We start from the raw sequence: 22,435 nt of genomic DNA on the forward strand, positions 1-22,435 counted from the left end.
GCCGGACGGTCCAGCTTGCGCGCGCCCTTTTGCGATTCCAGCATGAACATTTCGTCGGCCTCGGCAATGCCGCCCAGGCGTTGTGGCTGGTCCTGCCGGGGACCTTTCAGGAAGCGATGGCGCCAGCGAAAGGCGGTGTTACGGTGCACCCGGACTTTCTTGGCTGCAGCGCGTACCGACGTCGAGTCGAGCACGCTTGCCAGGTAATCGAGCCATTTTTCGCGCATCCGCAGCCGCGCCAGCGGTGTGCCGCTCAGGTCGTTATAGGTGCGACGGCAGGCGCGGCAGCGGTAGCGCTGCAGGCCGTTGGCTTGCCCATGCCGGTAGTAACGTTCGCATGCGCAACTGGGGCAGCGGCGCCGCGTTGCACCGATCTGGCCGATGAGGGCAATCACCTGGTCCAGCCCGGCAGCGGGATGCAGGGCGGCCAGCGTCTGCAGGCGCTGGGGCAGGTTCAGTGCAGATAGTTTGGCAAACCACTTCTTGAAATGCTGTGCGCGCATGGTCGTTCCCGTCTGTGGTGACAGGCGTTTGACCATGGAGCAGCTCAGCAGTTCGGCCCTCATCCATAGTTAAGGTTGACAGCGCCTTTTCTTTGGCGCCGTTAGCGCAAGGGATAGACTGCCGAAACCGGCCAGTGTGGATTTGCGTGACTTTATCGGCCGGATGAGGAGGTATGCTGCTTCCGTTTCGACTTGGCTTTTCCTGCTGATATGACCGATGTGCTTTGGTATGGGGTCTTGGCCCTTGCGCTGGTGGGCACCCTGGCGCTGTACCTGATTTTCCGCTTTCCCGGGCAGCGCTGGCCGCGGCCGCTGGCCGTGACGGCCGCGGGCGCGATCCTTGCGATCTTCCTGGGCGAAGCCGGCGCCGTTCCGGCGATCCTGATAACCGGGGTCGTCCTGACCGCTGGTGCGGCAAGCGAGGCAGCGGGCTCGGATTCCGACAAGACCTGAGGAATGCGCATTCCGTCTTGAATTTGCCGCAACATGTCCCAATCTTGGCAGCCTGACATCATTTTGTTGCCAGGAGGGCTGTCCATGAAACGCATCGTGTTGTTCCTTGCCACCAACCTTGCCGTCGTGCTGGTGGTGTCGCTCGTGCTCAACCTGCTCGGGGTGGGGCGCGCCGTCACGGGGCAGGGGATCGACATCGGCAACCTGGCGGTGTTCTCGCTGGTGGTCGGCTTTACCGGTTCCTTCATTTCGCTCCTGATGAGTAAACCGATGGCCAAGTGGTCGACCGGCGCGCGCGTCATCGAGACCCCCGCCAACGCCACCGAACGCTGGCTGGTCGACACCGTGCGCAGGCTGTCCGAGCGCGCCGGCATCGGCATGCCGGAAGTCGCCGTCTACGAGGGCGAACCGAACGCCTTCGCCACCGGCGCCTTCAAGAATTCCGCGCTGGTGGCCGTGTCCACCGGCCTCTTGGCCAGCATGAACCAGGACGAGGTCGAGGCGGTGCTCGGCCACGAGGTGGCCCACATCGCCAACGGCGACATGGTCACGCTCACCCTGATCCAGGGCGTGGTCAACACCTTCGTCGTGTTCCTGGCGCGCGTCGTCGGCTATTTCGTCGACAAGGTCTTGTTCCGCAGCGAAGACCGCGGCCCCGGCGTCGGCTACATGATCACCGTGTTCGTGTGCGAGATCGCGTTCGGCATCCTGGCCTCGATCATCGTGGCCTGGTTCTCGCGCAAGCGTGAATTCCGCGCCGACGCCGGTTCCGCCAAGCTGTTGGGCAGCCCGGTGCCGATGCAGCATGCGCTGGCCCGTTTGGGCGGCCTGGCGCCGGGCGCGCTGCCGTCGTCGATGGCCGCTTCCGGCATCTCGGGCAGCGGCGGCGGCCTGGGCGCGCTGTTCTCGACCCACCCGCCGATGGAGCAGCGCATCGCGGCGCTGCAGGCGCTGCGCTGACAGGATAAAGAAAGCAAAGAAACCAAAGAAAGGCGACCATGGCCCAGTACTTCCAGATCCACCCCGAGAATCCGCAGCCCCGGCTGCTCAAGCAGGCTGCCCAGATCATCAGCTCCGGCGGCATCGTGGCCGCGCCGACCGACTCTGCCTATGCGCTGGTGTGCCGCCTCGACGACAAGGCCGCGGTCGAGAAGCTGCGCCGCATCCGCGGCGTCGACGACAAGCACCACCTGACGCTCCTGGTGCGCGACCTGTCCGCGATCGCGCACTTCGCGCGCGTCGACAATACCCAGTACCGCCTGCTCAAGGCGACCATGCCGGGGCCGTATACCGTGATCCTGGAAGCGACGCGCGAAGTGCCGCGCCGCCTGTCGCACCCGTCGCGCAAGACCATCGGCGTGCGCGTGCCGGAAAACCACATCATGCTGGCCCTCATCGAGGAGCTGGGCGAGCCCCTGATCGGCACCACCCTGCAGTTGCCGGGCGACGACCACATGCTGTCCGATCCCGACGAAGTGCTCGAGCGGCTCGGCAAGCAGATCGAGCTGGTGATCGACGGCGGCGCCGGCACGCTCGAGGCGACCACGGTCATCGACCTGACCGGCCCCACGCCGGAACTGGTGCGCGAGGGCAGGGGGGATCCGGCGGCGTTCGGGCTCTAGGTCCGACTCCCCGGCCTTCAGCTTCTCCTAACAGCCGGGACGGGCGGACCTGATAAAATCGCGCACATGGATCCTGAACTCATACGTAACATTGCCGTCTACGCGCTGCCCGTCCTCTTTGCGATTACCCTGCACGAAGCCGCCCACGCCTACGTCGCCCGCTATTTCGGCGACAACACCGCCTATGCCGCCGGGCGCATGACCCTGAACCCGCTGGTGCATATCGATATCTTCGGCACCATCGTCATTCCCATCGCCCTGTACCTGACGACCGGTTTCGTGTTCGGCTACGCCAAGCCGGTTCCCGTCGATTTCAATCGCCTGCGCAACCCGAAGCGCGACATGGCCTGGGTGGCGCTGGCCGGCCCCGGCGCCAACTTCATCATGGCCTTCCTGTGGCTGGTGCTGGCGGTGCTGCTGGTCGCCTTCGGCGTGAGCGAGGAGTTCCCGCACAAGGTGGCGCAGGCCGGCCTGTTCGCCAACCTCCTGATGTTCGCCTTCAACCTGCTGCCGATCCCGCCCCTGGACGGCGGCCGCGTGCTCACGAGCATGCTCCCGACCCGCCTGGCCTACCAGTTCGCGCGCATCGAGCCGTACGGCTTCTTCATCGTGCTGGCGCTGATCTTCATGAACCTGCTGGCCTTCTGGGTGATGCCGGTGATGAACCTGGGACGCATCCTGCTGCAGCTGATCGCCTCGCCCCTGACCTTGCTGCTCACATGACCATGACGATCCTGCCGGCCTCGCCCTGGGTCCAGCGATTCGCCTCCCTGGCCAAGGGCGGAGAAGCGCTCGACCTGGCCTGCGGCAGCGGCCGCCACACGCGCCTGCTGGCGGCGCGCGGCATGCAGGTGACGGCACTGGACCGCAATGCGGAACTGCTGGGCCCGCTCGCCGGTCCGAACGTGGCCACGCTGCAGCATGACCTCGAGGCCGAGGGCGCCGTCTGGCCCTTCGCGCCGGGCCGTTTCGCGCTGATCGTCGTCACCAATTACCTGCACCGTCCGCTGTTTGCCGACCTGGCGCGCAGCCTGCGCCCGGACGGCATCCTGATTTACGAAACGTTTGCGCAGGGTAATCAGGTCTACGGCAAGCCCTCGAATCCCGACTTCCTGCTGGCACCCGAAGAACTGCTGGGCCTGGCGCGCGGGAATGGGCTGCAGGTGCTGGCTTACGAGGACGGCCACGTCGATCGGCCGCACCCGGCGCAGGTGCAGCGCCTGTGCGCGGCCGGCCCTGGCTTTGCCAAAACCGAAGCGAAGCTCGACCATTATGTGGATTCGAATGAACCATAGAGGCGGGCGATCCGCTACAATCCAACTTTTATTTACTTTCCGGCACCGTCAACGCATATGATTAAGGGCAGCATCGTAGCAATCGTCACCCCGATGTTCGAGGACGGCAGTCTTGACCGCGACTCTCTGCGCAAGCTGATCGACTGGCACATCGCGGAAGGCACCGACGGCATCGTCATCGTCGGCACCACGGGCGAATCGGCCACCGTCTCCCCCGAGGAGCACGCCGAACTGATCAAGATCGCGGTGGAGCACACCGCCGGCCGCGTCCCGGTGATCGCCGGCGCCGGCGGCAACTCCACCGTGGAGGCCATCGCACTGACCCAGCATGCGAAGGACGTCGGCGCCGACGCCTCGCTGCAGGTGGTCCCCTACTACAACCGCCCGACCCAGGAAGGCATGTACCGCCACTTCAAGGCCATTGCCGAAGCGGTCGACCTGCCGGTCATCCTGTACAACGTCCCGGGCCGCACCGTTGCCGACATGAGCAACGAGACCGTCGCGCGCCTGGCGCCGATCGACAACATCGTCGGCATCAAGGACGCCACCGGCAACATCGGCCGCGGCATCGAGCTGCTGCGCATGGTCGACAAGTCCTTCGGCGTGTACTCGGGCGACGACCCGACCGCGATGGCCCTGATGTTCTGCGGCGCTGCCGGCAACATCTCGGTGACCGCCAACGTGGCGCCGCGCGCGATGCACGAACTGTGCGTGGCCGCGATGGCCGGCGACGTGGCGCGCGCGGTCGAGATCAACAACCGCGTGCTCGACCTGCACGCCAAGCTGTTCGTCGAGCCCAACCCGGTGCCGGTCAAGTGGGCGCTGGCCGAGATGGGCAAGATCCCGTCCGGCCTGCGCCTGCCGCTAGCGCCGCTGGGCTCGTCCTTCCACGATACCGTGCGTGGCGCACTGGCCCAGGCGGGCCTTCTTCCTGCCTGAACCCGCAAGGGTTCCGGTTCCTAGTACCTGATATCGAACGACATGACAAATCGCACTACTAAGACTACCGGCGCCGCGCGCGCGCTGACGCTGACCGCGATCGCGCTGAGCCTCGCCGGCTGCACCACCATCTTCGAATCGGACAAGGTCGACTACCGTGGCGCCAAGAAGGCCGCCAACCTGGAAGTTCCGCCGGACCTGACCGCGCTGCAGCGCGACAACCGCTACGCCGTCCCGGACGGCAAGGGCGTGGCGACGGCATCCGGTTTCCAGCAGCAGATGGGCGCGCAGGGTGCGATGGCGCCGATGGGCGGTTCGCTGCAGCCGATCGGCCCGGTCTCGACCGACGCCGTGAGCGTGCAGCGCAACGGCGACCAGCGCTGGCTGGTGGTCAAGCAGACCCCGGAGCAGTTGTGGCCGCAGCTGCGCCAGTTCTGGGAGAACCAGGGCTTCGCGATCGAGACCGAATCGGCCACGACCGGCACCATGGAAACCAACTGGGTGGAGAATCGTTCGAAGATCCCGCAGGACTTCATCCGCCGCTCGATCGGCAAGGTGTTCGACAGCGCCTACTCGACCGGCGAGCGTGACAAGTTCCGCACCCGCCTGGAGCGCCTGCCGGACGGCTCGACCGAGATCTGGATCAGCCACCGCGGCGCCGAAGAAGTGCTGCAGGGCGCGCAGAAGGAAACCACGATCTGGACCGTGCGTCCGAACGATCCTGGCCTGGAAGCCCAGTTCCTGGGTCGCCTGGTGGCCCAGCTCACCGGCGTCAAGGAAACCAAGCCGGCCGAGACCATGGTCGCCAATGCGCCGGTGGCGCCGCAGCAGGCCACCTTGGTCGGCAACGCCGTGGAAGTAAACGAAGGCTTCGACCGCGCATGGCGCCGCGTCGGCCTGGCGCTCGACCGCGTCGGTTTCACCGTCGAGGACCGCGACCGCGTGCAAGGCGTGTACTTCGTACGCTACGTCGATCCGGATGCGGCCAGCAAGGACGGCTTCTTCAAGCGGCTGTTCACCTTCGGCGGCGACGACAAGGCCAAGGAAGCCCAGCGCTACCGCGTGATCGTCAAGGCCGAGCAGGGCGCTTCGACCAGCCAAGTGAGCGTGCAGACCAATGACGGCAAGCCGGAAACTGGTGAAACCGGCGCGAAGATCCTGAAGCTGCTGGCGGACGAGCTGAAGTAATCAAGGAAGTTGACGATGTCGTCGAAACCGGCCTGGATGGCCGGTTTTTTTATGCGCGGGTGCTTTGCTGTGGAATGCGATCCCGGCGGAAGGCCGGGACCTGGTTTTGCACGCGAACCGGCAATGCGGATGGTACAGGCGAAAAAAAACCGGCCCGCAGGCCGGTCTTGCATCAGATCGCGCTGATTACTTGGTTGCAGCAGCGTCAGCAGCTTGCGAAGCAGCCTGCGAAGCAGCAGCAGCAGCGTCAGCGGCGGTCGAAGCGGCGTCAGCAGCGACGGCAGCAGCGTCAGCCGGAGCAGCGGTGGTTGCGTCGGTAGCGGCCGGGGTAGCAGCTGCGTCGGTAGCAGCAGGTGCTTCAACAGCAGCCGGAGCGGCCGGAGCAGCTTCTTCTTTCTTGCTGCAAGCAGCCAGAGCAACAGCCATCAGGGAAACGATCAGCAGGGATTTTTTCATGATTTTCCTTAATATTTCAAAAGTAAGTACTGCTTGTTTGAATAATAATTACCGGTAATTATTGCTCAGAGGAATTCTCGTGCTTTCAACAAAAGCAAACCTGCCATATTGGCAACGGAACCTTCCTGACCTGATATTATAGCCAAATTTACTGAATCGCAATAGCGAACTCATTCCTTGGCGAAAGTATTTTGCGGTTCAACAAGCTTCATATTGTTACAAGATGAAACGGCAAGCCCATCAACTGGTAACAACACCCCTATAACGCTTATAGGCCGGTTGAGGTTGACTGAAGAACAGGAAAAGATTCGTCCCAGATCGCCTCGAAGCGCTGGCGCGGCAGCTCCGCCGCTTGCGCGACTGCGAAGCAGGCTTCGCCCCGCATGTGCGCACTATGGAAGCGACGCACCACGTGCAACTCGTCGGCGATGCAGAAGGAATCGGTGAGCTGGCGCAGGCCTTGCGGCGTGCGGCGGCAGTCGAGCAGGTGGCCGTAGTCGCGCAGCAGGCGCAGGAAGCGCGGGTAGTGGCGCTCGACGTAATCGGGCGAGTGCAGCGCCAGGCGCAACACGCCGCCGCGCCTGAAAAATTCGCGCAGGCTCGCCTCGACGTCGGCGGCGCCCAGCGGGAAGGCGGCGAAGTCCGGATCGAACAGGTCGAGGCGGGTGCGGGCGGCAGCCAGACAGGCGCGCAACTGCGTCTCGAATTGCGCCCGGGTGTCGAAACGGATCGTTCCTTCCCTTGTCGGTTCCTGCATGGCGCCCCCTGGTCAGCCCAGTTCCACCCAGCCGTCCTGGTACCAGGTATACAGGGCTTCGAGCACGTCGTCGGTGGCGCTTCCCAGCAGCGCGCCATCGATGCGGCGCTCGTTGGCCAGCACGTCCAGCACCACCTTGTCGGCGCGGCCGACGGCGAAGGACTCGCCATTGATGAAGACGCTCTTGCCGCGGTAGAGCATCAGCGTCTTGCTCGACAGTTTCAGGCCCTTCCTGGCCGCGGTCTCCATGAAACGGCCCACCGTCAGCGGCTTGGCCGGGCCGGTGAAGAACACGTTGTGCTTCGGCTCGGACAGGTATTCGCCCAGGAAGATGGTGACGTCTTCCTCGTCCCAGCGCACCTTGTTCAGTTCCTCGGTCACGGTCGCGAGCATGTCGCGCGGGATCTCGGCCGGGTTCTTCGCCAGCGCCAGGTCCGGGTCGGCATAGCGGCCCGGCAGGTCGATCGAGTCGGCCATGAACTGCAGGAAGGCCTCGCCCAGTTCCTGGAAGGAGGGCGAGCGGAAACCGATCGAGTAGGTCATGCATTCGCCCTCGGCCACGCCGTCGTGGGCGTAGTGCGGCGGCAGGTAGAGCATGTCGCCCGGTTCGAGCACGAATTCCTCCTCGGCTTCGAAGTCGGCCAGGATCTTGAGCGGCAGGCCTTCGACCAGGTCAAGGTTCTGCTGGGCGCTGATGCGCCAGCGGCGCTTGCCCTGCGCCTGCAGCAGGAACACGTCGTAGGAATCGAAGTGCGGGCCGACGCCGCCGCCGTCGCTGGCGTAGCTCACCATCAGGTCATCGAGGCGGGCGTCCGGCACGAAGCGGAACTGGCGCAGCAGTTCGTCGGCGCGCTCGTCGTGCAGGTTCACGCCCTGGACCAGCATGGTCCATTCGCGTTCGCTGCGCTCCGGCAGTTCGGTCAGCGGGCCGTGCTGCATGTCCCACTGGCCGCCGCGCAGGGTGACCAGGCGCGATTCGACGTAGTTCTGGCGCGCCAGTTCGGCAAGTTTTGCAAAGCTGAGGAGGGGCTTGAAGCCGGGGATCGCCTGGCGGATCAGCAGCGGTTTCTTGTGCCAGTAATCGCGCAGGAACTGGGCGGGAGTAATATTCCCGAGAAGCTGTAATTTTTTCATGCGCCATTATAACCAGCCTGGCAAGTGCGGCGGCTGGCTAGGGGTATAATCCGGGGCTTACAACGAAAGGATCTGCGATGAAGATTGCCAAGAATACGGTCGTGTCGGTCAACTACAAGCTGTCGGACGCCCAGAACAACCTGATCGAGGAAGGCTCCCAGCCGATGGTGTACCTGCACGGCGGCTACGAAAACACCCTGCCGAAGATCGAAGAAGAGCTCGACGGCAAGGAAGTAGGCTATTCGTCGACGATCCAGGTCGAGCCGGAAGACGCCTTCGGCGACTACGATCCGGAACTGGTGAAGGTCGAAGACCGCAAGCGCCTGCCCGAGCCGCTCGAAGTCGGCATGCAGTTCGAAGGCGTGGCCGAAGGCGTGGACGACGAGCCGACCATCTTCACCGTGACCGACATCGCCGACGACAAGGTGGTGCTGGACGGCAACCATCCGCTGGCCGGCATGGCCCTGCGCTTCGACTTGTCGGTGATCGACGTGCGTGAGGCCAGCCCGGAAGAAGTCGCCCACGGCCACGTGCACGGCGCGCACGGTCACCACCACGAAGAAATCGAAGACAGCGAAGAGGGCGACCACTTCCGCAGCAAGCCGCTGTAATCGATTCGCGCCTGCGGCGCCGGGATGCGCTGCGGGATTCGCGACAGACTTGGGTCCCGGCCTGCGCCGGGATGACGGCTCAACAGATAACGCTGAGAATGGCGTTGGCGAAAGACCGTCGTTCCCGCGCAGGCGGGAACCCAATTTAGCTTGAGCAGCCGCTAGCGCAACGTCTCGCCCAGCGAAAACACATTCTCCCCCTTGCTCGTCACCTGCACCTCCACCGCGTGCGCTCCGACGGACAGGTGACCCAGGTTGGCGCGCCATTCGATCGCCGGCCGCGCTTCCTTCGGCAGTTCCGCGCTGTCCACCACCAGTACCCGCCCCTTGAAACCGGCCGCCCGCTGCTGCAGTTGGCGGCGCGTCGCGGCAAAGCCGTCCTGGCCGCTGGGCGTGCGCTGCAGCAGGGCGCGCAGTCCGTTGGCCGGCTGCAACAGGGGCTGCATGTTCCCTTCCGCGAACAGCACCAGCGCATCGACCTTGTCCTGCTTGGCGATCGCGAACAGGCGGTTGAGCCAGAAGCGGTTGGCCACGGTCCGGTCCTCGTATTCGCTGTTGCGTCCCGCCGCCGCCAGGTAATGATTGTTGGCCGCGGGCAGGTTGATGGTGGCGTACATCACCTTGCCCACCTGCCAGTGGGCGTTCTCGGCATAGCTGCGAAAGCGCGGGCTGCTCGACAGGCGGGTCAAGGGCAGCTTGGCCCTGCCGAGCGACTCCGGCTCGCTGTAGAACAGCTCGCGCAGCCGGTTCAGGCGTTCGATCGCATTGGTACGGCCCGCCGAATTGCGGCAGCCGGTCCAGTCGTCGCCGCTCAAGGACAGGATCACCGGGCGCCTGGCCCTGTCGAACAGGTCGCGCCGCTTCTGGTAGAGGCGGTCGCCGCAGGCTTCTTCGGCGCCCTTGATGCCGGTGACGACCAGGAAGGCCAGGTCGGGGTCCTTGGCCTCGAGCAGGACTTCCTTGAGCGCCGCTTCTCCGCCCTCGGCCGCGCGCTGGCCCGCCACCATGAAACGGTGGGCATCGGGATCCTTGAGCACCTCGGCCGCCTTCTTCCTGTCGCGGGCGAGCGCCGGCGCCGCGGCCACCGCAACCGCAAGCAGGCTCGCGAGGAGGAAGGAACGGCGCGCCGGCATCAGGCGACGAGCCGCTTCAGCTCGTAGAGCCGTTCCAGTGCTTCGCGTGGGCTCAAGGCGTCCGGGTCGATGGCCGCGAGGGCCTGCTGCAATTCGTCGTTCGCGCGGTTCTCCGGGGCCGGGCTGGCCGCCGCGCTGTGCTCCGCTTCCTCGGCGGGGGCCGCGAACAGGTCGAGCTGCGGCGTCGTGTCCAGCGCCTGCGATTCCAGGCGCGCCAGGTGCTTGCGCGCGGCCCGGATCACCGCGGGCGGCACGCCTGCCAGTTGCGCCACCTGCAGGCCGTAGCTTTGCGAGGCGGGGCCGTCCTGCACCGCGTGCAGGAACACGATGCTGTCCTTGTGCTCCACGGCCGACAGGTGCACGTTGACCGCGCTCGGGTGGGTTTCCGGCAGCTGGGTCAGCTCGAAATAGTGGGTCGCGAACAGCGTGAAGCTGCGGCTGGTCTCGATCAGGTGGCGCGCGATCGCCCAGGCCAGCGCCAGGCCGTCGAAGGTGGAGGTGCCGCGGCCGACTTCGTCCATCAGCACCAGCGACTGCTCGGTGGCGCCGTTCAGGATCGCCGCCGACTCGGTCATCTCGACCATGAAGGTGGAGCGCCCGTTGGCCAGGTCGTCGCTGGCGCCGATGCGGGTGAAGATGCGGTCGATCGGGCCGATCGTGGCGCTCGTGGCGGGGACGTAGCTGCCCACGTAGGCCAGCAGCGTGATCAAGGCCACCTGGCGCATGAAGGTCGATTTACCGCCCATGTTCGGGCCGGTGATCAGGAGCATGCGGCGCTCGTTCGCCAGGCGGCAATCGTTGGCGATGAAGCGCTCGATCTGGTTTTCCACCACCGGATGGCGGCCTTCGACGATGGTCAGGCAGGGCTCGTCCACCAACTGGGGCGCGCACCAGTTGTTGCGCACCGCGTGGCTGGTGAGGGCCACCAGGGTGTCGAGCTGGGCCAGGCCGCCGGCGACCGACTGCAGGCAGCCGATGAAGGGCGCCAGCTCGCCCAGCAGGGCGTCGTACAGCATCTTCTCGCGGGCGAGGGCGCGGTCCTGGGCCGACAGCGCCTTGTCCTCGAACGCCTTGAGTTCCGGCGTGATGTAGCGCTCGCAGTTCTTCAGGGTCTGGCGGCGGCGGTAGTCTTCCGGCACCTTGTCGGCCTGGCCGTTGGTGACTTCGATGTAGAAGCCGTGCACCCGGTTGTACTCGACGCGCAGGTTGGCGATGCCGGTGCGGGCACGCTCGCGCGCCTCCAGGTCGACCAGGAACTGGCCGGCGTTCTCGGACAGCGCGCGCAGTTCGTCGAGCTCGGCGTCGAAGCCGCGCGCGAACACGCCGCCGTCGCGCACCATCACGCTGGGCTCTTCCATGATCGCGCGGCTGAGCAGGTCGAGGCAGGCCTCGGGCGGGGCCAGCAGGTCGTGGATTTCGCGCAGCAGGCTGGTGTCGCCCGGGACGAAGCAGCGCGCCACCCCTTCGCGCAGGGCCGGCAGCTGCTTGAGCCCGTCGCGCAGGCAGGACAGGTCGCGCGGGCGCGCCGACAGCAGGGCGATGCGGGTGGTGATGCGTTCGATGTCGGGCACGTTCGACAGCAGGGCCGACAGGCCGTGGGTTGCATCCGCCTGGGCGAGCGCGGCGATCGCCTCGTGGCGCGAGCGCGCCACGCGCTGGTTGCGGCGCGCGTGGTGCAGCCAGTGGCGCAGCATGCGCGAGCCCATCGCGGTGCGGCAGCCGTCCAGCAGCGAGAACAGGGTCGGCGCTTCCTGGCCGCGGATGGTTTCGGTCAGTTCCAGGTTGCGGCGTGTGGCGGCGTCCAGGCCGATGTATTCGTTTTCGGTTTCGCAGGCCAGGCTCTTGACGTGTCCCAGGGACCGACCTTGCGTGGATTGCGCATAGCGCAGCAGCGCGCCGGCCGCGCCAAACGCCGCGCCCATGCCGTCCGCGCCGAAGCCGGTCAGCGTGGCCACGCCCAGCTGCTCGAGCAGGGCGCCGTGGCCCTTGAGGACGTCGAAGTGCCATTCCGGGACGCGGTTGGTATGCGCCACCGGCTCGGACTCGAACAGGTCGGCGCAGTCCGCGCGCAGGATCTCGGCCGGCGCGATGCGCTCGAGTTCATGCGCCAGGCGCGCCTCGACCGTGCGCTGGTCTCCCGAGAATTCCATCAGGCGCAGCACGCCGCTGGCCAGCGACAGCCAGGACAGGCCGACGGTGACGTTCTTGCGCTGCGCGAGGATGCACAGCGCCAGCAGCGGGCGGTCGGCCTTTTCCGGCAGCAGGTCGCTGTCGGTCAGTGTGCCGGGGGTGACCACGCGCACCACCTTGCGCTCCACCGGTCCCTTGGACAGGGCCGGGTCGCCGATCTGCTCGCAGATCGCACAGGATTCGCCGATTTTCACCAGCTTGGCCAGGTAGCCGTCGAGCGAGTGGAAGGGCACGCCGCACATCTTGATCGGCTGGCCGTTCGAGGTGCCGCGCGCGGTCAAGGTGATGCCGAGCAGGCGCGCCGCTTTTTCCGCGTCGTCGTGGAACAACTCGTAGAAATCGCCCATGCGGTAGAACACCAGCATGGTGGGGTAATCGGCCTTGATGCGCAGGTATTGCTGCATCATGGGAGTGACTTTTTCCGTCGTGCCGGTCTTCAGGGCGGCGGCGTTGATTTCGTTGGGAGCGTTCATGTGGTCGTGATTCGGTACGGCAAGACGGGTGTTGGCCCGGGCTCGTCATTTTACCGCGATCGGTCAAGCCGGCGCTGTAAAACGGACATGCCGGCAGCGCGGTGGCGCTTGCCGTGTCTTGCAACGGGTAGGTGCATATATGTACGCATAGTATCGAATGTTGTCAAAACTCTACAATTCTCCGACAAAAACCGCCTAGTTCCAGACATGCCGCAGGCTTATCCTCGCTCACAACCAAACTCGTGGAGGAACGCCGATGACCATCAAAAAAATACTTGTCCTGGGCATGATCAGCTCAGCCTGCCTGCTTGCCGCATGCGGAGGCGACACGCTCGACGAGGCACCGCCACAGATCAGCGCCAGCTTCGCCGATTCGCTCGACGGCTGGGTGGGCGAGTTCGCCGATTACGAGGACGCGACGGCGCCGACCGAGGTCGTGTGGGGGCTGCGTCCGCTGCCGGCGCCCTTGTCGGGCCAGGCCTATTACACGGCCGGGACCAACCGCAGCGACGACCTGTTCATCTATAGCAGGAAGAAGTTCGTCGGCTATGCGCCGTCTTCCTCCTACCTGTTGCGCTTCGAGATCGAGATCGCCAGCAACCAGTCGTCCGGCTGCGTCGGCGTCGGCGGCGCCCCGGGCGAAAGCGTCTACGTGGTCGCGGGCGCGGCGCCGACGGAACCGAAAACCGTCCAGGTCAACGGCGAGTGGAGGGTCAACCTCGACCGCGGCAACCAGGCCACGCCTGGCCCCGCGTCCCAGGTGCTCGGCAACGTCGCCAACGCCGTACCGGACTGCGGCCCCCAGGTCTACCAGGCCAAGGTGCTGAAAAGCACGGCCCCACTGGCGGTCACCAGCAATGCCAACGGCGAGATCTGGGTCTTCTTCGGGATCGATTCCGGCTTCGAGGCGCGCAGCGCCGTGTTCTACAAGTCGATCAAGGTCGCTGTCGAGCCGGCAAGCAAGCCATAACCGGGCTCGCCGCGGCGCTCATGCCAGGCTGCAGTCGCCCGTGACCGCAGGCTTGCCGCCTGCTTCCACCACGAATCCGCCCGCTGCCGGCGCGGCGCGCAGCACGACCGAACTGCCCAGGGGCACCGGCGCGCGGAAGCGGCATTCGATGCGGACGGCATGGCGGCCGCGCTCGTTCTCCAGCGCCGCGCAGCTCGACGCCAGCGTGTGCATGCCATGGATGATCGGCCTGCGCATGCCCATCAGGCGTGCGCTCCAGCCGGCCAGGTGGATCGGATTCCAGTCGCCGGACAGGCGTGCGTAGCGGCGGCCGGCCGCGGCGTCCAGCGTCCAGTGCGCCAGGGCGCGGCCGGACAGCGCGGGGCCGGCTTCCGGCGGCCTGGCGCCGTCCCGTTTGCCGCGCCGGACCAGGTAGGTGCTGGCGCAGCTGAACACCGGCGCACCATGCGCGCTGCCGCTGGTCTCCAGCACGCAGCGCAGGGCGCCGCTGGCGGACGGCGGCAGCAGGCGCAGCACGGTGCGCAGCACCAGCGCCTGGCCAGGCGCGGCCGCGCCGTGCTCCTCGAGTGTGTTCTCCATGTGCACCAATCCAACGATCCGGAACGGAAAGCGCGGATCGAGCATGCTTGCCAGGTGCGCGCGCTGCGCAAGCAGGTACCACCAGGTGAGCGGCACCCGTTCGCCCGCGAAGCCGAAGGCCGTGCGGTAGCGCGCGACCTCGTCCAGCGGCAGGCGGTCGAGCCGGTACTCGGTGACGAGTTCCGGCAGCAGGGCGGGCAGGGGGCGCCGCGGGCGCTTGAACAGCGCCCGCAGCAGCGTGACAGGCCCCATGGCCGGCAGCGCCGGCACGTGGGCGGGTGAAGCAGGGGGCATCAGCCTTCGGCGACGCGTCGCGCGATGTGCGCCAGCGCCGCGTCCACCTGGTCGATCAGGATCAGGCACAGGTCGCCGGCCTGCAGGCGCGACAGCGCGCGGTCGATCGCGACGAATTCGCCGTCGATCTCCTCGACGTGGCTGGCGCGGGTGGCGCCGACCAGGCCGCGGCGCAGGAGCGCCACGACTTCGCCGTCGGCGCGGCCGCGCTGGCACTGGTCCTGGTACAGCAGCACTTCGTCAAACGCCTTGCCGAGGATTTCGGTCTGCTGGGTGATGTCCTGGTCGCGGCGATCGCCGGCGCCGCTGATCACCACCGAGCGGCGCTCGCCCGGCATGCCTTCGACGGCATTGACCAGCGCGGCGATCGCGTCGGGGTTGTGGCCATAGTCGGCGATGACGGTGGCGCCGCGGTAGTCGAACACGTTGAAGCGGCCCGGCGCGTTGTCGCTCTCGCCCACAAACGTCTTCAGGCCGAGGCGAATCTTGTCCCAATCGGTGCCCACGGCCCAGGCCGCGGCCACCGAGGCCAGCACGTTCTCGACCTGGAAGCCGACCGTGCCGCCCCGCGTGATCGGCACCTCGAGCAGCGGCACGCGCTGTTCGAACGTGCCCTGGGCGGCGACCAGCTGGCCGTCCTCCACGAAGACGACGCGGCGGCCCTGGGCGCGGTGCATGGCCATGAGCGGGTGGCCGACATCGAGCGCGAAGAAGGTGACGTCGCCGCGGGTCACTTCGGCCATGGCGGCCACCGCCGGGTCGGCCGCGTTCAGCACGGCCATGCCCCCGGGCGCCACGTTCTGCACGATCACGCGCTTGAGCACCGCCAGGTCTTCCAGCGTGGTGATGTAGTTCAGGCCCAGGTGGTCGCCGGCGCCGATGTTGGTCACCACCGCCACCTGGCAGCGATCGAAAGCGAGACCCTCGCGCAGCAGGCCGCCGCGCGCGGTCTCGAACACGGCGGCGTCGACGTCCGGGTGCAGCAGCACGTTGCGGGCGCTGCGCGGACCCGAGCAGTCGCCGCTGTCGATGCGGCGCCCTTCGATGTAGACGCCGTCGGTGTTGGTCATGCCGGTGCGCAGTCCAGACGCCGTCAACAGGTGCGCGATCAGGCGCACGGTGGTGGTCTTGCCGTTGGTGCCGGTCACGGCGACCACCGGGATGCGGCCGTCGTCGCCGGGCGCGAACAGGGTGTCCATGATGGCTTCGCCGATCGGGCGGGGCTTGCCGAACGAGGGCGACAGGTGCATGCGCAGGCCGGGAGCGGCGTTGACTTCGACGATGCCGCCGTTCTGCTCCTCGATGGGGTGAAGCACGCTGTCGCACACCAGGTCGACGCCGCAGATGTCCAGGCCGACCATGTGGGCGGCGGCGATGCAGCGCTCGGCGACCTCCGGGTGGACGTCGTCGGTCACGTCGGTGGCGGTGCCGCCGGTGGACAGGTTGGCGTTATTGCGCAGCACCACGCGCTGGCCCTTGCCGGGCACCGAGTCGGCGGTCATGCCGTGCTTGGCCAGCGTGGCCAGGGCGATGTCGTCGAAGCGGATCTTGGTCAGCGAGGTGGCATGGCCATCGCCGCGGCGCGGATCCTTGTTGACCTGCTCGACCAGTTCGCGCACGCTGTGCACGCCGTCGCCCACCACCTGGGGCGGATCGCGGCGCGCCGCGGCCACCAGCTTGTCGCCGATGACCAGCACGCGGTAGTCGTGGCCCGGCAGGTAGCGCTCCACCAGGATGTCGTCGCGGAATTCCGAGGCCGCGTGAAAGCCGGCGGTGAGCTGTTCCTTCGTCGTGACGTTGACGGTCACGCCCTTGCCCTGGTTGCCGTCCTTCGGCTTGATCACGACCGGCAGGCCGATTTCGAGCGCGGCGGCCCAGGCGTCTTCCGGGTCGCTCACGCTGCGGCCCATCGGCACGGGCACGCCGGCGGCATCGAGCAGCTTCTTGGTCAGTTCCTTGTCCTGGGCGATGGTCTCGGCGATCGCGCCGGTGGCGTCGATCTCGGCGGCCTGGATGCGGCGCTGGCGGCTGCCCCAGCCGAACTGCACCAGGCTGCCTTCGGTCAGGCGGCGGAAGGGGATGTTGCGGGCGACGGCTGCCTGCACGATTGAACCCGTGGACGGGCCAAGACGCACGTCCTCGTCGACTTCGCGCAGTTTCGCCAGGGCGCCCGGCAGGTCGAAGGCGGTGTCGTTGCGGGCCGCTTCGACCAGTTGCCGGGCCAGTTCGAGGGCCAGGCGGCCGACGTCTTCCTCGCTGTACTCGACCACGACCTGGTAGATGCCGCGCTCGACGGTGGCGGTGGTGCGGCTGAAGGTGACCGGGCAGCCGGCTTCGGCCTGCAGGGCCAGGGCCACGCGTTCGAGCACCTGGGCCAGCGGCACGGTGCCGTCGTGGCCGTAGGGCTGCAGTTCGCCCACCTGCGGAAAGCGCGCGCGCAGGCGCGTCTCGAAGCCTTCCAGCCCGCGGATCGATTCTTCGTCAAGCGTGCAGGAGACGATCGCTTCCACCGAGGTGTGATGGCTCCACAGATTTGGGCCGCGCAGGGCCCGTACACGAGATACTTCCATAAACCTTCAGTCTTCTATTTAGTGGATCGTTTTCTTCGGGGTGGCGTCGAAGGCGCACAGGCCGCCGCAGATGAGGTCGGAGGGCACGCCCAGCGCCCAGGCGGCCGCCACGGCCGCCAGCACGCTGTCCGGGTGCTTCACGGTCGCCGGCGGGATCCTGGACAGGTCGAGCAAGACGTCTTCCGTATCGAAGCCTTCGGCCAGCACGATGCGGTTGTCGCGCACGAACACCACGCGTTCGCCCTGCGCGCGATGGTTCGCGACGACCGGGTTGTTCTCGTCGAGGGCGTAGAAGATCACGCGGCCGTCCGACAGTTCCGCCAGCGCGGCAACCTGTTCGTTGGCCGCGTTCAGCACCGCGGTGCCTTCCGACAGGACCACGTCGACCTGGCTGCGGATCACGTTGCGCAGGGCGTCCTGGTCCTGGATGTGGAAGTCACGCACGTCCGCCAGGCCTTCCATGTCGGTGACGATGCCGACCAGGCAGCGGTCGTAGGGCAGGCCCTCCGCCAGGATCGAGCGCGCGTTCGACTCGAACACGGCGGTCTGCACGGTGCGGTTGATCAGGAGGCGCTGGCCGGCCTCGACACCGGTCGAATCGCGGTTCGAGACCTGGCGCGCGTCGAGGTACAGGCCTTCGCCGTTGGCCACGCCGACGTGCTTGCCGGTGATGTGGACCAGGCAGCCCACCAGGCGCGCGATCAGGCTGGTGCCGAGGGTGCCGGTGACGCCCACCACCGGGATGCGCCCGGTTTCGCCGTCGGCGAACAGGTGCTCGACGATGGCCTTGCCCACGTTGCGCGGCTGGCCGCTGGCCGGCTTGATATGGGCCAGCAGGCCCGGGCTCGAATTGACTTCGATGATGGCGCCGCGCTGTTCTTCCAGAGGACGCGAGATGTCCTCGCATACCAGGTCGATGCCGGCGATGTCCAGGCCGACGATGCGCGCCGCCAGCGCGGCGGCGTGGGCGACCGAAGGGTGGACCAGGTCGGTGACGTCGTCGGCGACGTTGCCGTTCACCTGGATCAGCACTTTCTGCCCAAGCTGCGGCACGGACTCGGGCGTGAGGCCCTGGCGCTGCAGGTCCAGCATGATCTCGCTGTCGTGCGGGTTGACGCGGCCGAGCGGGTGTTCCTCGCTCTCGCCGCGGCGCGGGTCGGTGTTGATCTGGCTGTCGCACAGTTCGACGACGGTTTGCCTGCCGTCGCCGGTCACCCAGAGCGACTCGCCCCTGGCGGCGGCCACCACCTCGCGGCCGACCACCAGCAGGCGGTGCTCGTTGCCGGGGATGAAGCGCTCGACCAGCACCGCCGTGCTGTCGCCGGCTTCCGAGGCGATCGCATAGGCGGCAAGCACCTCGGCCTCGCTCATCAGGTTGAGGGTCACGCCGCGCCCATGGTTGGCGTCGACCGGCTTGACCACGACCGGCAGGCCGATGTCCTGGGCTTCTTCCCAGGCTTCTTCGGCGCTCCGCACCAGGGCGCCTTCCGGCACCGGCACGCCGCAGGAGGCGAGCAGGGTCTTGGTCAGGTCCTTGTCGCTGGCGATGCCTTCGCCGATGGCGCTGGTGCGGTCGGTCTCGGCGGTCCAGATGCGGCGCTGGGCCGCGCCGTGGCCGAGCTGCACCAGGTTGCCTTCGGTGAGGCGGATCGAGGGGATGCGGCGCTCGGTGGCGGCGTCGACGATGTGGGCGGTCGACGGACCCAGGCACCAGCGGTCGACCAGTTCGGTCAGGGCCTGCACCGTGGCGGCCATGTCGAAGGGCGTGTCGTTGATGGCCGCCATGATCAAGCGGTGGCCCGCCTCGAGGGCGGCGCGGCCGACGATCTCGTCGCGGGTGCGGAACGCCATCTTGTAGACGCCGCGCTCTCCGGTCGAGCGGGTCTTGCCGAAGCCGGCCTTCATGCCCGCCATGTTCTGCAGTTCGAGCACGATGTGCTCGAGGATGTGGCCGGCCCAGGTGCCGTCGCGCAGGCGTTCCAGGAAGCCGCCGCGGGTGCCGACACCACAGCGGTGTTCGACCAGGCCCGGCAGCCAGGCGGTCAGGCGTTCAGTAAAGCCGGGCAGTTTGTTCGAGGGGAAGTCTTCGAGTTCCCCAATGTCGAGCCAGGCCTCGATCACCGGTCGGTAGGTCCAGATGTTCGGGCCGCGCAGGTGGGTCACGCGGAGGAACTTGATGTCGTTCTTCTTGTTCATGAAAAAATGTCTGTGCCAGCCGCGCGCTCGCGCGCAAGCCTGGCGTTGTCTTTAATTACCTGCCTGCTGCTACGGTACCCAAAGGCGGTTTCCCGCAGCGCACTTCATGTATACTTGCCGGCCCGAAGCTTCACAGGCGCTTACTTTTCTGCCGGAACGCCGCGTTTTGTCATCCAAAGGATACGCAGAAACGTTAAGCCTGTTTGTGGAACGCTTCACGCAACGGGCACTCCGGCAATCCTGTGCATTGCCAAGCCCCGCCGCTGCTTGTACCCCACCAGAACCAATGCCTGATCTCGGGCGCAAACCATGACAACTCAACAACCCGCTATTCCGTCGTCCCTGGCGGTCTCCGCCAATGTTTTGCCCGAACATTGGCAAAATGACGTTGCGAAACAGCTTGCACCAGGGGAAAACGTTTTAACCGGCGTCGAGGTTGACCTCGATGCGAAATTACATTTCCGGAAGGGCCTGGTGGTGGTCACCAGCCGCCGTTTGCTGGCCAAGGTGCCGGGCGAAGATGCCTGGCGCGACTGGACTTTCCACTCCGGCCTGGCCTTGCGCCACCACGACCATGCCGGTGTCGGCCATCTCGAACTGGTCGATAGCGAAGGCCTGTTGGGCGCCTGGCGCTTCACGCTGGGCCAGAACCTGGGCGCGATCCGGGTCGTCGACCACTTCAATGAACAGCTGAAAAGCGTCGTCTCCGGCGTGCCGGTGACGCCGCCGGAGCAGCACACCTGCCCGAGCTGCAAGGCCCCGCTGGAAGCGGACGACGCCGAGTGCGCGGTGTGCGCCAAGGTGCTGCACACGCCGCCGTCGACCTGGACCCTGTTCCGCCTGTGGCGTTTCGCCCGGCCCTACAAGGGCCAGCTGCTGCTGGGCTTCCTCCTGATGGTGGGCTCGACCGGCGCGCACATGATCCCCCCGTATCTGACCAAGCCGCTGATGGACAACGTCCTGATCCCGTACCAGAACGGCCAAGTCATCGATACTTCGCTCGTCTATGTATATATGGGCGGCCTGTTCGGGGCGGCGCTGCTGGCCTGGGCGCTGGGTTGGGGCAAGACCTACGTGCTGGCGCTGGCGTCGGAGCGCATCAGCGCCGACCTGCGCTCGACCACCTACGAGCACCTGCTTCGCCTGTCGCTGGAATACTTCGGCGGCAAGCGCACCGGCGACCTGATGTCGCGCATCGGCAGCGGCTCGGACCGGATCAGCGTGTTCCTGTCGCTGCACCTGCTCGACTTCCTGTCCGACGTCCTCCTGATCATCATGACGGGCGTGATCCTGTTCAGCATGAATCCCTGGCTGGCGCTGGTGACCCTGGTGCCGCTGCCCTTCATCGCCTGGATGATCCACGTGGTGCGCGACAGGCTGCGCACCGGTTTCGAGAAGATCGACCGCGTGTGGGGCGAGGTGACCAACGTGCTGGCCGATACCATCCCGGGCATCCGCGTGGTCAAGGCCTTTGCCCAGGAAAAGCGCGAAGCGGCGCGCTTCCGCGAAGCGAACAAGCACAACCTGGCCGTCAACGACAAGTTGAACAAGGTCTGGTCGCTGTTCTCGCCGACCGTCTCGCTGCTGACCGAAATGGGGCTGCTGGTGATCTGGATCTTCGGCATCTGGCAAGTCTCGCGCGGCGACATCACGGTCGGCACGCTGACCGCCTTCATCGCCTACAGCGGCCGCTTCTATGTGAAGCTCGACTCGATGAGCCGCATCGTGTCGGTGACCCAGAAATCGGCCTCGGCGGCCAAGCGCATCTTCGACATCCTGGACCATGTGTCGAGCGTGCCGGACCCGGTTAACCCGGTGAAGGTGGATAAGGTCGCGGGCAACATCGAGCTGCGCGAAGTCGGTTTCCGTTACGGCAATCGCGCGGTCAACCGCGGCATCTCGCTCAAGATCCGCGCCGGCGAGATGGTCGGCCTGGTCGGCCATTCGGGTTCGGGCAAGAGCACCCTGGTCAACCTGATCTGCCGCTTCTACGACGTGGCCGAAGGGGCGATCCTGCTCGACGGCACCGACATCCGCTCGTTCGCGGTGGCGGATTACCGCCGCCACATCGGCCTGGTGCTGCAGGAACCCTTCCTGTTCTTCGGGACCATCGCCGAGAACATCGCCTACGGCAAGCCGGGCGCCACGCGCGAAGAGATCATCGCGGCGGCGCGCGCGGCCCACGCCCACGAGTTCATCCTGCGCCTGCCACAGGGCTACGATTCGATGGTGGGGGAGCGCGGCCAGGGCTTGTCGGGCGGCGAGCGCCAGCGTATCTCGATCGCGCGCGCGCTGCTGATCGATCCGCCGATCCTGATCCTGGACGAAGCGACGTCCTCGGTGGACTCGGAAACCGAAAAAGAGATCCAGAAGGCGCTCGACAACCTGGTGCAGGGCCGCACCACGATCGCCATCGCCCACCGCCTGTCCACGCTGCACCGGGCCGACCGCCTGGTGGTGCTGGACCGCGGCGTGGTGGTGGAAGAGGGCAGCCACGACGAGTTGATGGCGCGCGAGGGCGCCTACCACCGCCTCTACGAAGCGCAGGCGCGCAACGTGGATGGGGAACCGGACGACAAGGAAGATTAAATGAGCAGTACTTTCCAACTACGGCGCGACAGCTTCGGCAAGCTGGTATTGACCACGCTCGAGGGCGAGGAGCACGTCGGCGTCATCCCGGTGCGGGCCTTCCCGATCCAGGCGCCGACGCGCGGCATCTCCCTGGTGCGCGAGGGCGGCAAGGAAGTGGCCTGGATCGACGACCTGGCCGGCGTGCCGGAGCAGGTGCGTACGCTGATCCAGGAAGAAATCGAGGGCCGCGAGTTCATTCCCGAGATCCTGAGGATCAAGGACGTGTCGAGCTTTGCCACGCCCTGCACCTGGTTCGTGACGACCGACCGCGGCGACACCGAGTTCGTGCTGAAGGTGGACGAGGACATCCGGCGCATCGGCGACACCTCGCTCTTGATCGCGGATAACCACGGCATCAACTTCCTGGTGCGCGACATGTTCCGCATCGACAAGCACAGCCGCAAGATCCTGGACCGCTTCCTGTAAGGCGCGTCCCATTTG

Annotated in this window: 20 protein-coding genes; 11 read left to right on the plus strand and 9 right to left on the minus strand. The window is 66.6% G+C overall.

Going from position 1 to position 22,435, the window contains the following annotated elements:
* A partial coding sequence (locus ACK4S9_RS18045) for a transposase (RefSeq protein ID WP_409728501.1) occupies window positions 1–539 on the minus strand: 539 nt, incomplete at its 3' end.
* Window positions 540–713: 174 nt separating this feature from the next.
* On the opposite strand from ACK4S9_RS18045, the gene ACK4S9_RS18050 reads away from it, so the two are divergent.
* The 7 genes from ACK4S9_RS18050 (at window position 714) to bamC (ending at window position 6,000) form a co-directional block, all read left to right on the plus strand.
* A complete protein-coding gene (locus tag ACK4S9_RS18050) occupies window positions 714–956 on the plus strand; it encodes a hypothetical protein (RefSeq protein ID WP_409728504.1) in 243 nt (80 codons plus the stop codon).
* A gap of 84 nt (window positions 957–1,040) precedes the next feature.
* Entirely contained in the window at window positions 1,041–1,916 is an 876-nt protein-coding gene (gene htpX / locus ACK4S9_RS18055; protein WP_409728507.1) for a protease HtpX, read from the plus strand.
* Window positions 1,917–1,954: 38 nt separating this feature from the next.
* Window positions 1,955–2,578 carry an L-threonylcarbamoyladenylate synthase gene (locus ACK4S9_RS18060; protein ID WP_409728510.1) on the plus strand — a complete coding sequence of 208 codons (624 nt, stop codon included), beginning with the start codon at window positions 1,955–1,957 and terminating at the stop codon, window positions 2,576–2,578.
* Between the two features lie 66 nt (window positions 2,579–2,644).
* Entirely contained in the window at window positions 2,645–3,301 is a 657-nt protein-coding gene (locus ACK4S9_RS18065) for a site-2 protease family protein (protein WP_409728512.1), read from the plus strand.
* Window positions 3,298–3,873: a class I SAM-dependent methyltransferase gene (locus ACK4S9_RS18070; RefSeq protein WP_409728514.1), complete on the plus strand. Its 576-nt coding sequence runs from the start codon at window positions 3,298–3,300 to the stop codon at window positions 3,871–3,873. Before ACK4S9_RS18065 ends, ACK4S9_RS18070 begins: the two co-directional genes overlap by 4 nt.
* A gap of 57 nt (window positions 3,874–3,930) precedes the next feature.
* A complete protein-coding gene (gene dapA, locus ACK4S9_RS18075; RefSeq protein WP_409728516.1) occupies window positions 3,931–4,812 on the plus strand; it encodes a 4-hydroxy-tetrahydrodipicolinate synthase in 882 nt (293 codons plus the stop codon).
* A 42-nt stretch (window positions 4,813–4,854) separates the two neighbouring features.
* Window positions 4,855–6,000, plus strand: a complete 1,146-nt coding sequence (gene bamC / locus ACK4S9_RS18080; RefSeq protein WP_409728519.1) for an outer membrane protein assembly factor BamC — start codon at window positions 4,855–4,857, stop codon at window positions 5,998–6,000.
* 186 nt (window positions 6,001–6,186) lie between these two features.
* Here bamC and ACK4S9_RS18085 read toward each other — a convergent pair whose 3' ends face one another.
* The 3 genes from ACK4S9_RS18085 to ACK4S9_RS18095 form a co-directional block, all read right to left on the minus strand.
* Window positions 6,187–6,456 carry a hypothetical protein gene (locus ACK4S9_RS18085; RefSeq protein WP_409728522.1) on the minus strand — a complete coding sequence of 90 codons (270 nt, stop codon included), beginning with the start codon at window positions 6,454–6,456 and terminating at the stop codon, window positions 6,187–6,189.
* Between the two features lie 268 nt (window positions 6,457–6,724).
* A complete protein-coding gene (locus ACK4S9_RS18090; protein ID WP_409728525.1) occupies window positions 6,725–7,213 on the minus strand; it encodes a hypothetical protein in 489 nt (162 codons plus the stop codon).
* 12 nt (window positions 7,214–7,225) lie between these two features.
* On the minus strand, window positions 7,226–8,347 hold the full coding sequence (locus tag ACK4S9_RS18095; protein ID WP_409728527.1) for a JmjC domain-containing protein: 1,122 nt from the start codon (window positions 8,345–8,347) through the stop codon (window positions 7,226–7,228).
* 77 nt (window positions 8,348–8,424) lie between these two features.
* On the opposite strand from ACK4S9_RS18095, the gene ACK4S9_RS18100 reads away from it, so the two are divergent.
* On the plus strand, window positions 8,425–8,958 hold the full coding sequence (locus tag ACK4S9_RS18100) for a peptidylprolyl isomerase (protein WP_409728530.1): 534 nt from the start codon (window positions 8,425–8,427) through the stop codon (window positions 8,956–8,958).
* 161 nt (window positions 8,959–9,119) lie between these two features.
* On the opposite strand, the gene ACK4S9_RS18105 is transcribed toward ACK4S9_RS18100, so the two are convergent.
* Together ACK4S9_RS18105 and mutS are read right to left on the minus strand one after the other, a co-directional pair.
* Window positions 9,120–10,091 (minus strand): hypothetical protein, encoded by a 972-nt coding sequence (locus ACK4S9_RS18105; protein WP_409728532.1) that lies wholly within the window; start codon window positions 10,089–10,091, stop codon window positions 9,120–9,122.
* The gene (gene mutS / locus ACK4S9_RS18110) at window positions 10,091–12,754 is read right to left on the minus strand and encodes a DNA mismatch repair protein MutS (protein ID WP_409728535.1); all 2,664 of its coding nucleotides are present in this window, start codon (window positions 12,752–12,754) and stop codon (window positions 10,091–10,093) included. The genes ACK4S9_RS18105 and mutS overlap by 1 nt, the downstream gene beginning before the upstream one ends.
* A gap of 256 nt (window positions 12,755–13,010) precedes the next feature.
* Here mutS and ACK4S9_RS18115 point away from each other — a divergent pair, with 256 nt between their 5' ends.
* Window positions 13,011–13,724, plus strand: a complete 714-nt coding sequence (locus ACK4S9_RS18115; RefSeq protein ID WP_409728537.1) for a hypothetical protein — start codon at window positions 13,011–13,013, stop codon at window positions 13,722–13,724.
* Between the two features lie 18 nt (window positions 13,725–13,742).
* On the opposite strand, the gene ACK4S9_RS18120 is transcribed toward ACK4S9_RS18115, so the two are convergent.
* The 3 genes from ACK4S9_RS18120 to cphA (ACK4S9_RS18130) are packed head-to-tail and all read right to left on the minus strand — an operon-like array spanning window position 13,743 to window position 19,363.
* Window positions 13,743–14,597 carry a MaoC/PaaZ C-terminal domain-containing protein gene (locus ACK4S9_RS18120; protein WP_409728540.1) on the minus strand — a complete coding sequence of 285 codons (855 nt, stop codon included), beginning with the start codon at window positions 14,595–14,597 and terminating at the stop codon, window positions 13,743–13,745.
* Window positions 14,597–17,167: a cyanophycin synthetase gene (cphA, locus tag ACK4S9_RS18125; RefSeq protein WP_409728543.1), complete on the minus strand. Its 2,571-nt coding sequence runs from the start codon at window positions 17,165–17,167 to the stop codon at window positions 14,597–14,599. Before cphA (ACK4S9_RS18125) ends, ACK4S9_RS18120 begins: the two co-directional genes overlap by 1 nt.
* 18 nt (window positions 17,168–17,185) lie before the next feature.
* The gene (cphA, locus tag ACK4S9_RS18130) at window positions 17,186–19,363 is read right to left on the minus strand and encodes a cyanophycin synthetase (protein WP_409728546.1); all 2,178 of its coding nucleotides are present in this window, start codon (window positions 19,361–19,363) and stop codon (window positions 17,186–17,188) included.
* Between the two features lie 309 nt (window positions 19,364–19,672).
* Between cphA (ACK4S9_RS18130) and ACK4S9_RS18135 the strand changes: the two genes are divergently transcribed.
* Both ACK4S9_RS18135 and ACK4S9_RS18140 read left to right on the plus strand, forming a co-directional pair.
* Window positions 19,673–21,952: an ABC transporter ATP-binding protein gene (locus ACK4S9_RS18135; RefSeq protein WP_409728550.1), complete on the plus strand. Its 2,280-nt coding sequence runs from the start codon at window positions 19,673–19,675 to the stop codon at window positions 21,950–21,952.
* Window positions 21,953–22,420, plus strand: coding sequence for a DUF1854 domain-containing protein (locus ACK4S9_RS18140; RefSeq protein WP_409728552.1), 468 nt, complete (start codon window positions 21,953–21,955; stop codon window positions 22,418–22,420).
* Window positions 22,421–22,435: the final 15 nt, after the last annotated feature.

Source organism: Massilia sp., assembly GCF_046293535.1.
Lineage (GTDB): Bacteria > Pseudomonadota > Gammaproteobacteria > Burkholderiales > Burkholderiaceae_D > Telluria.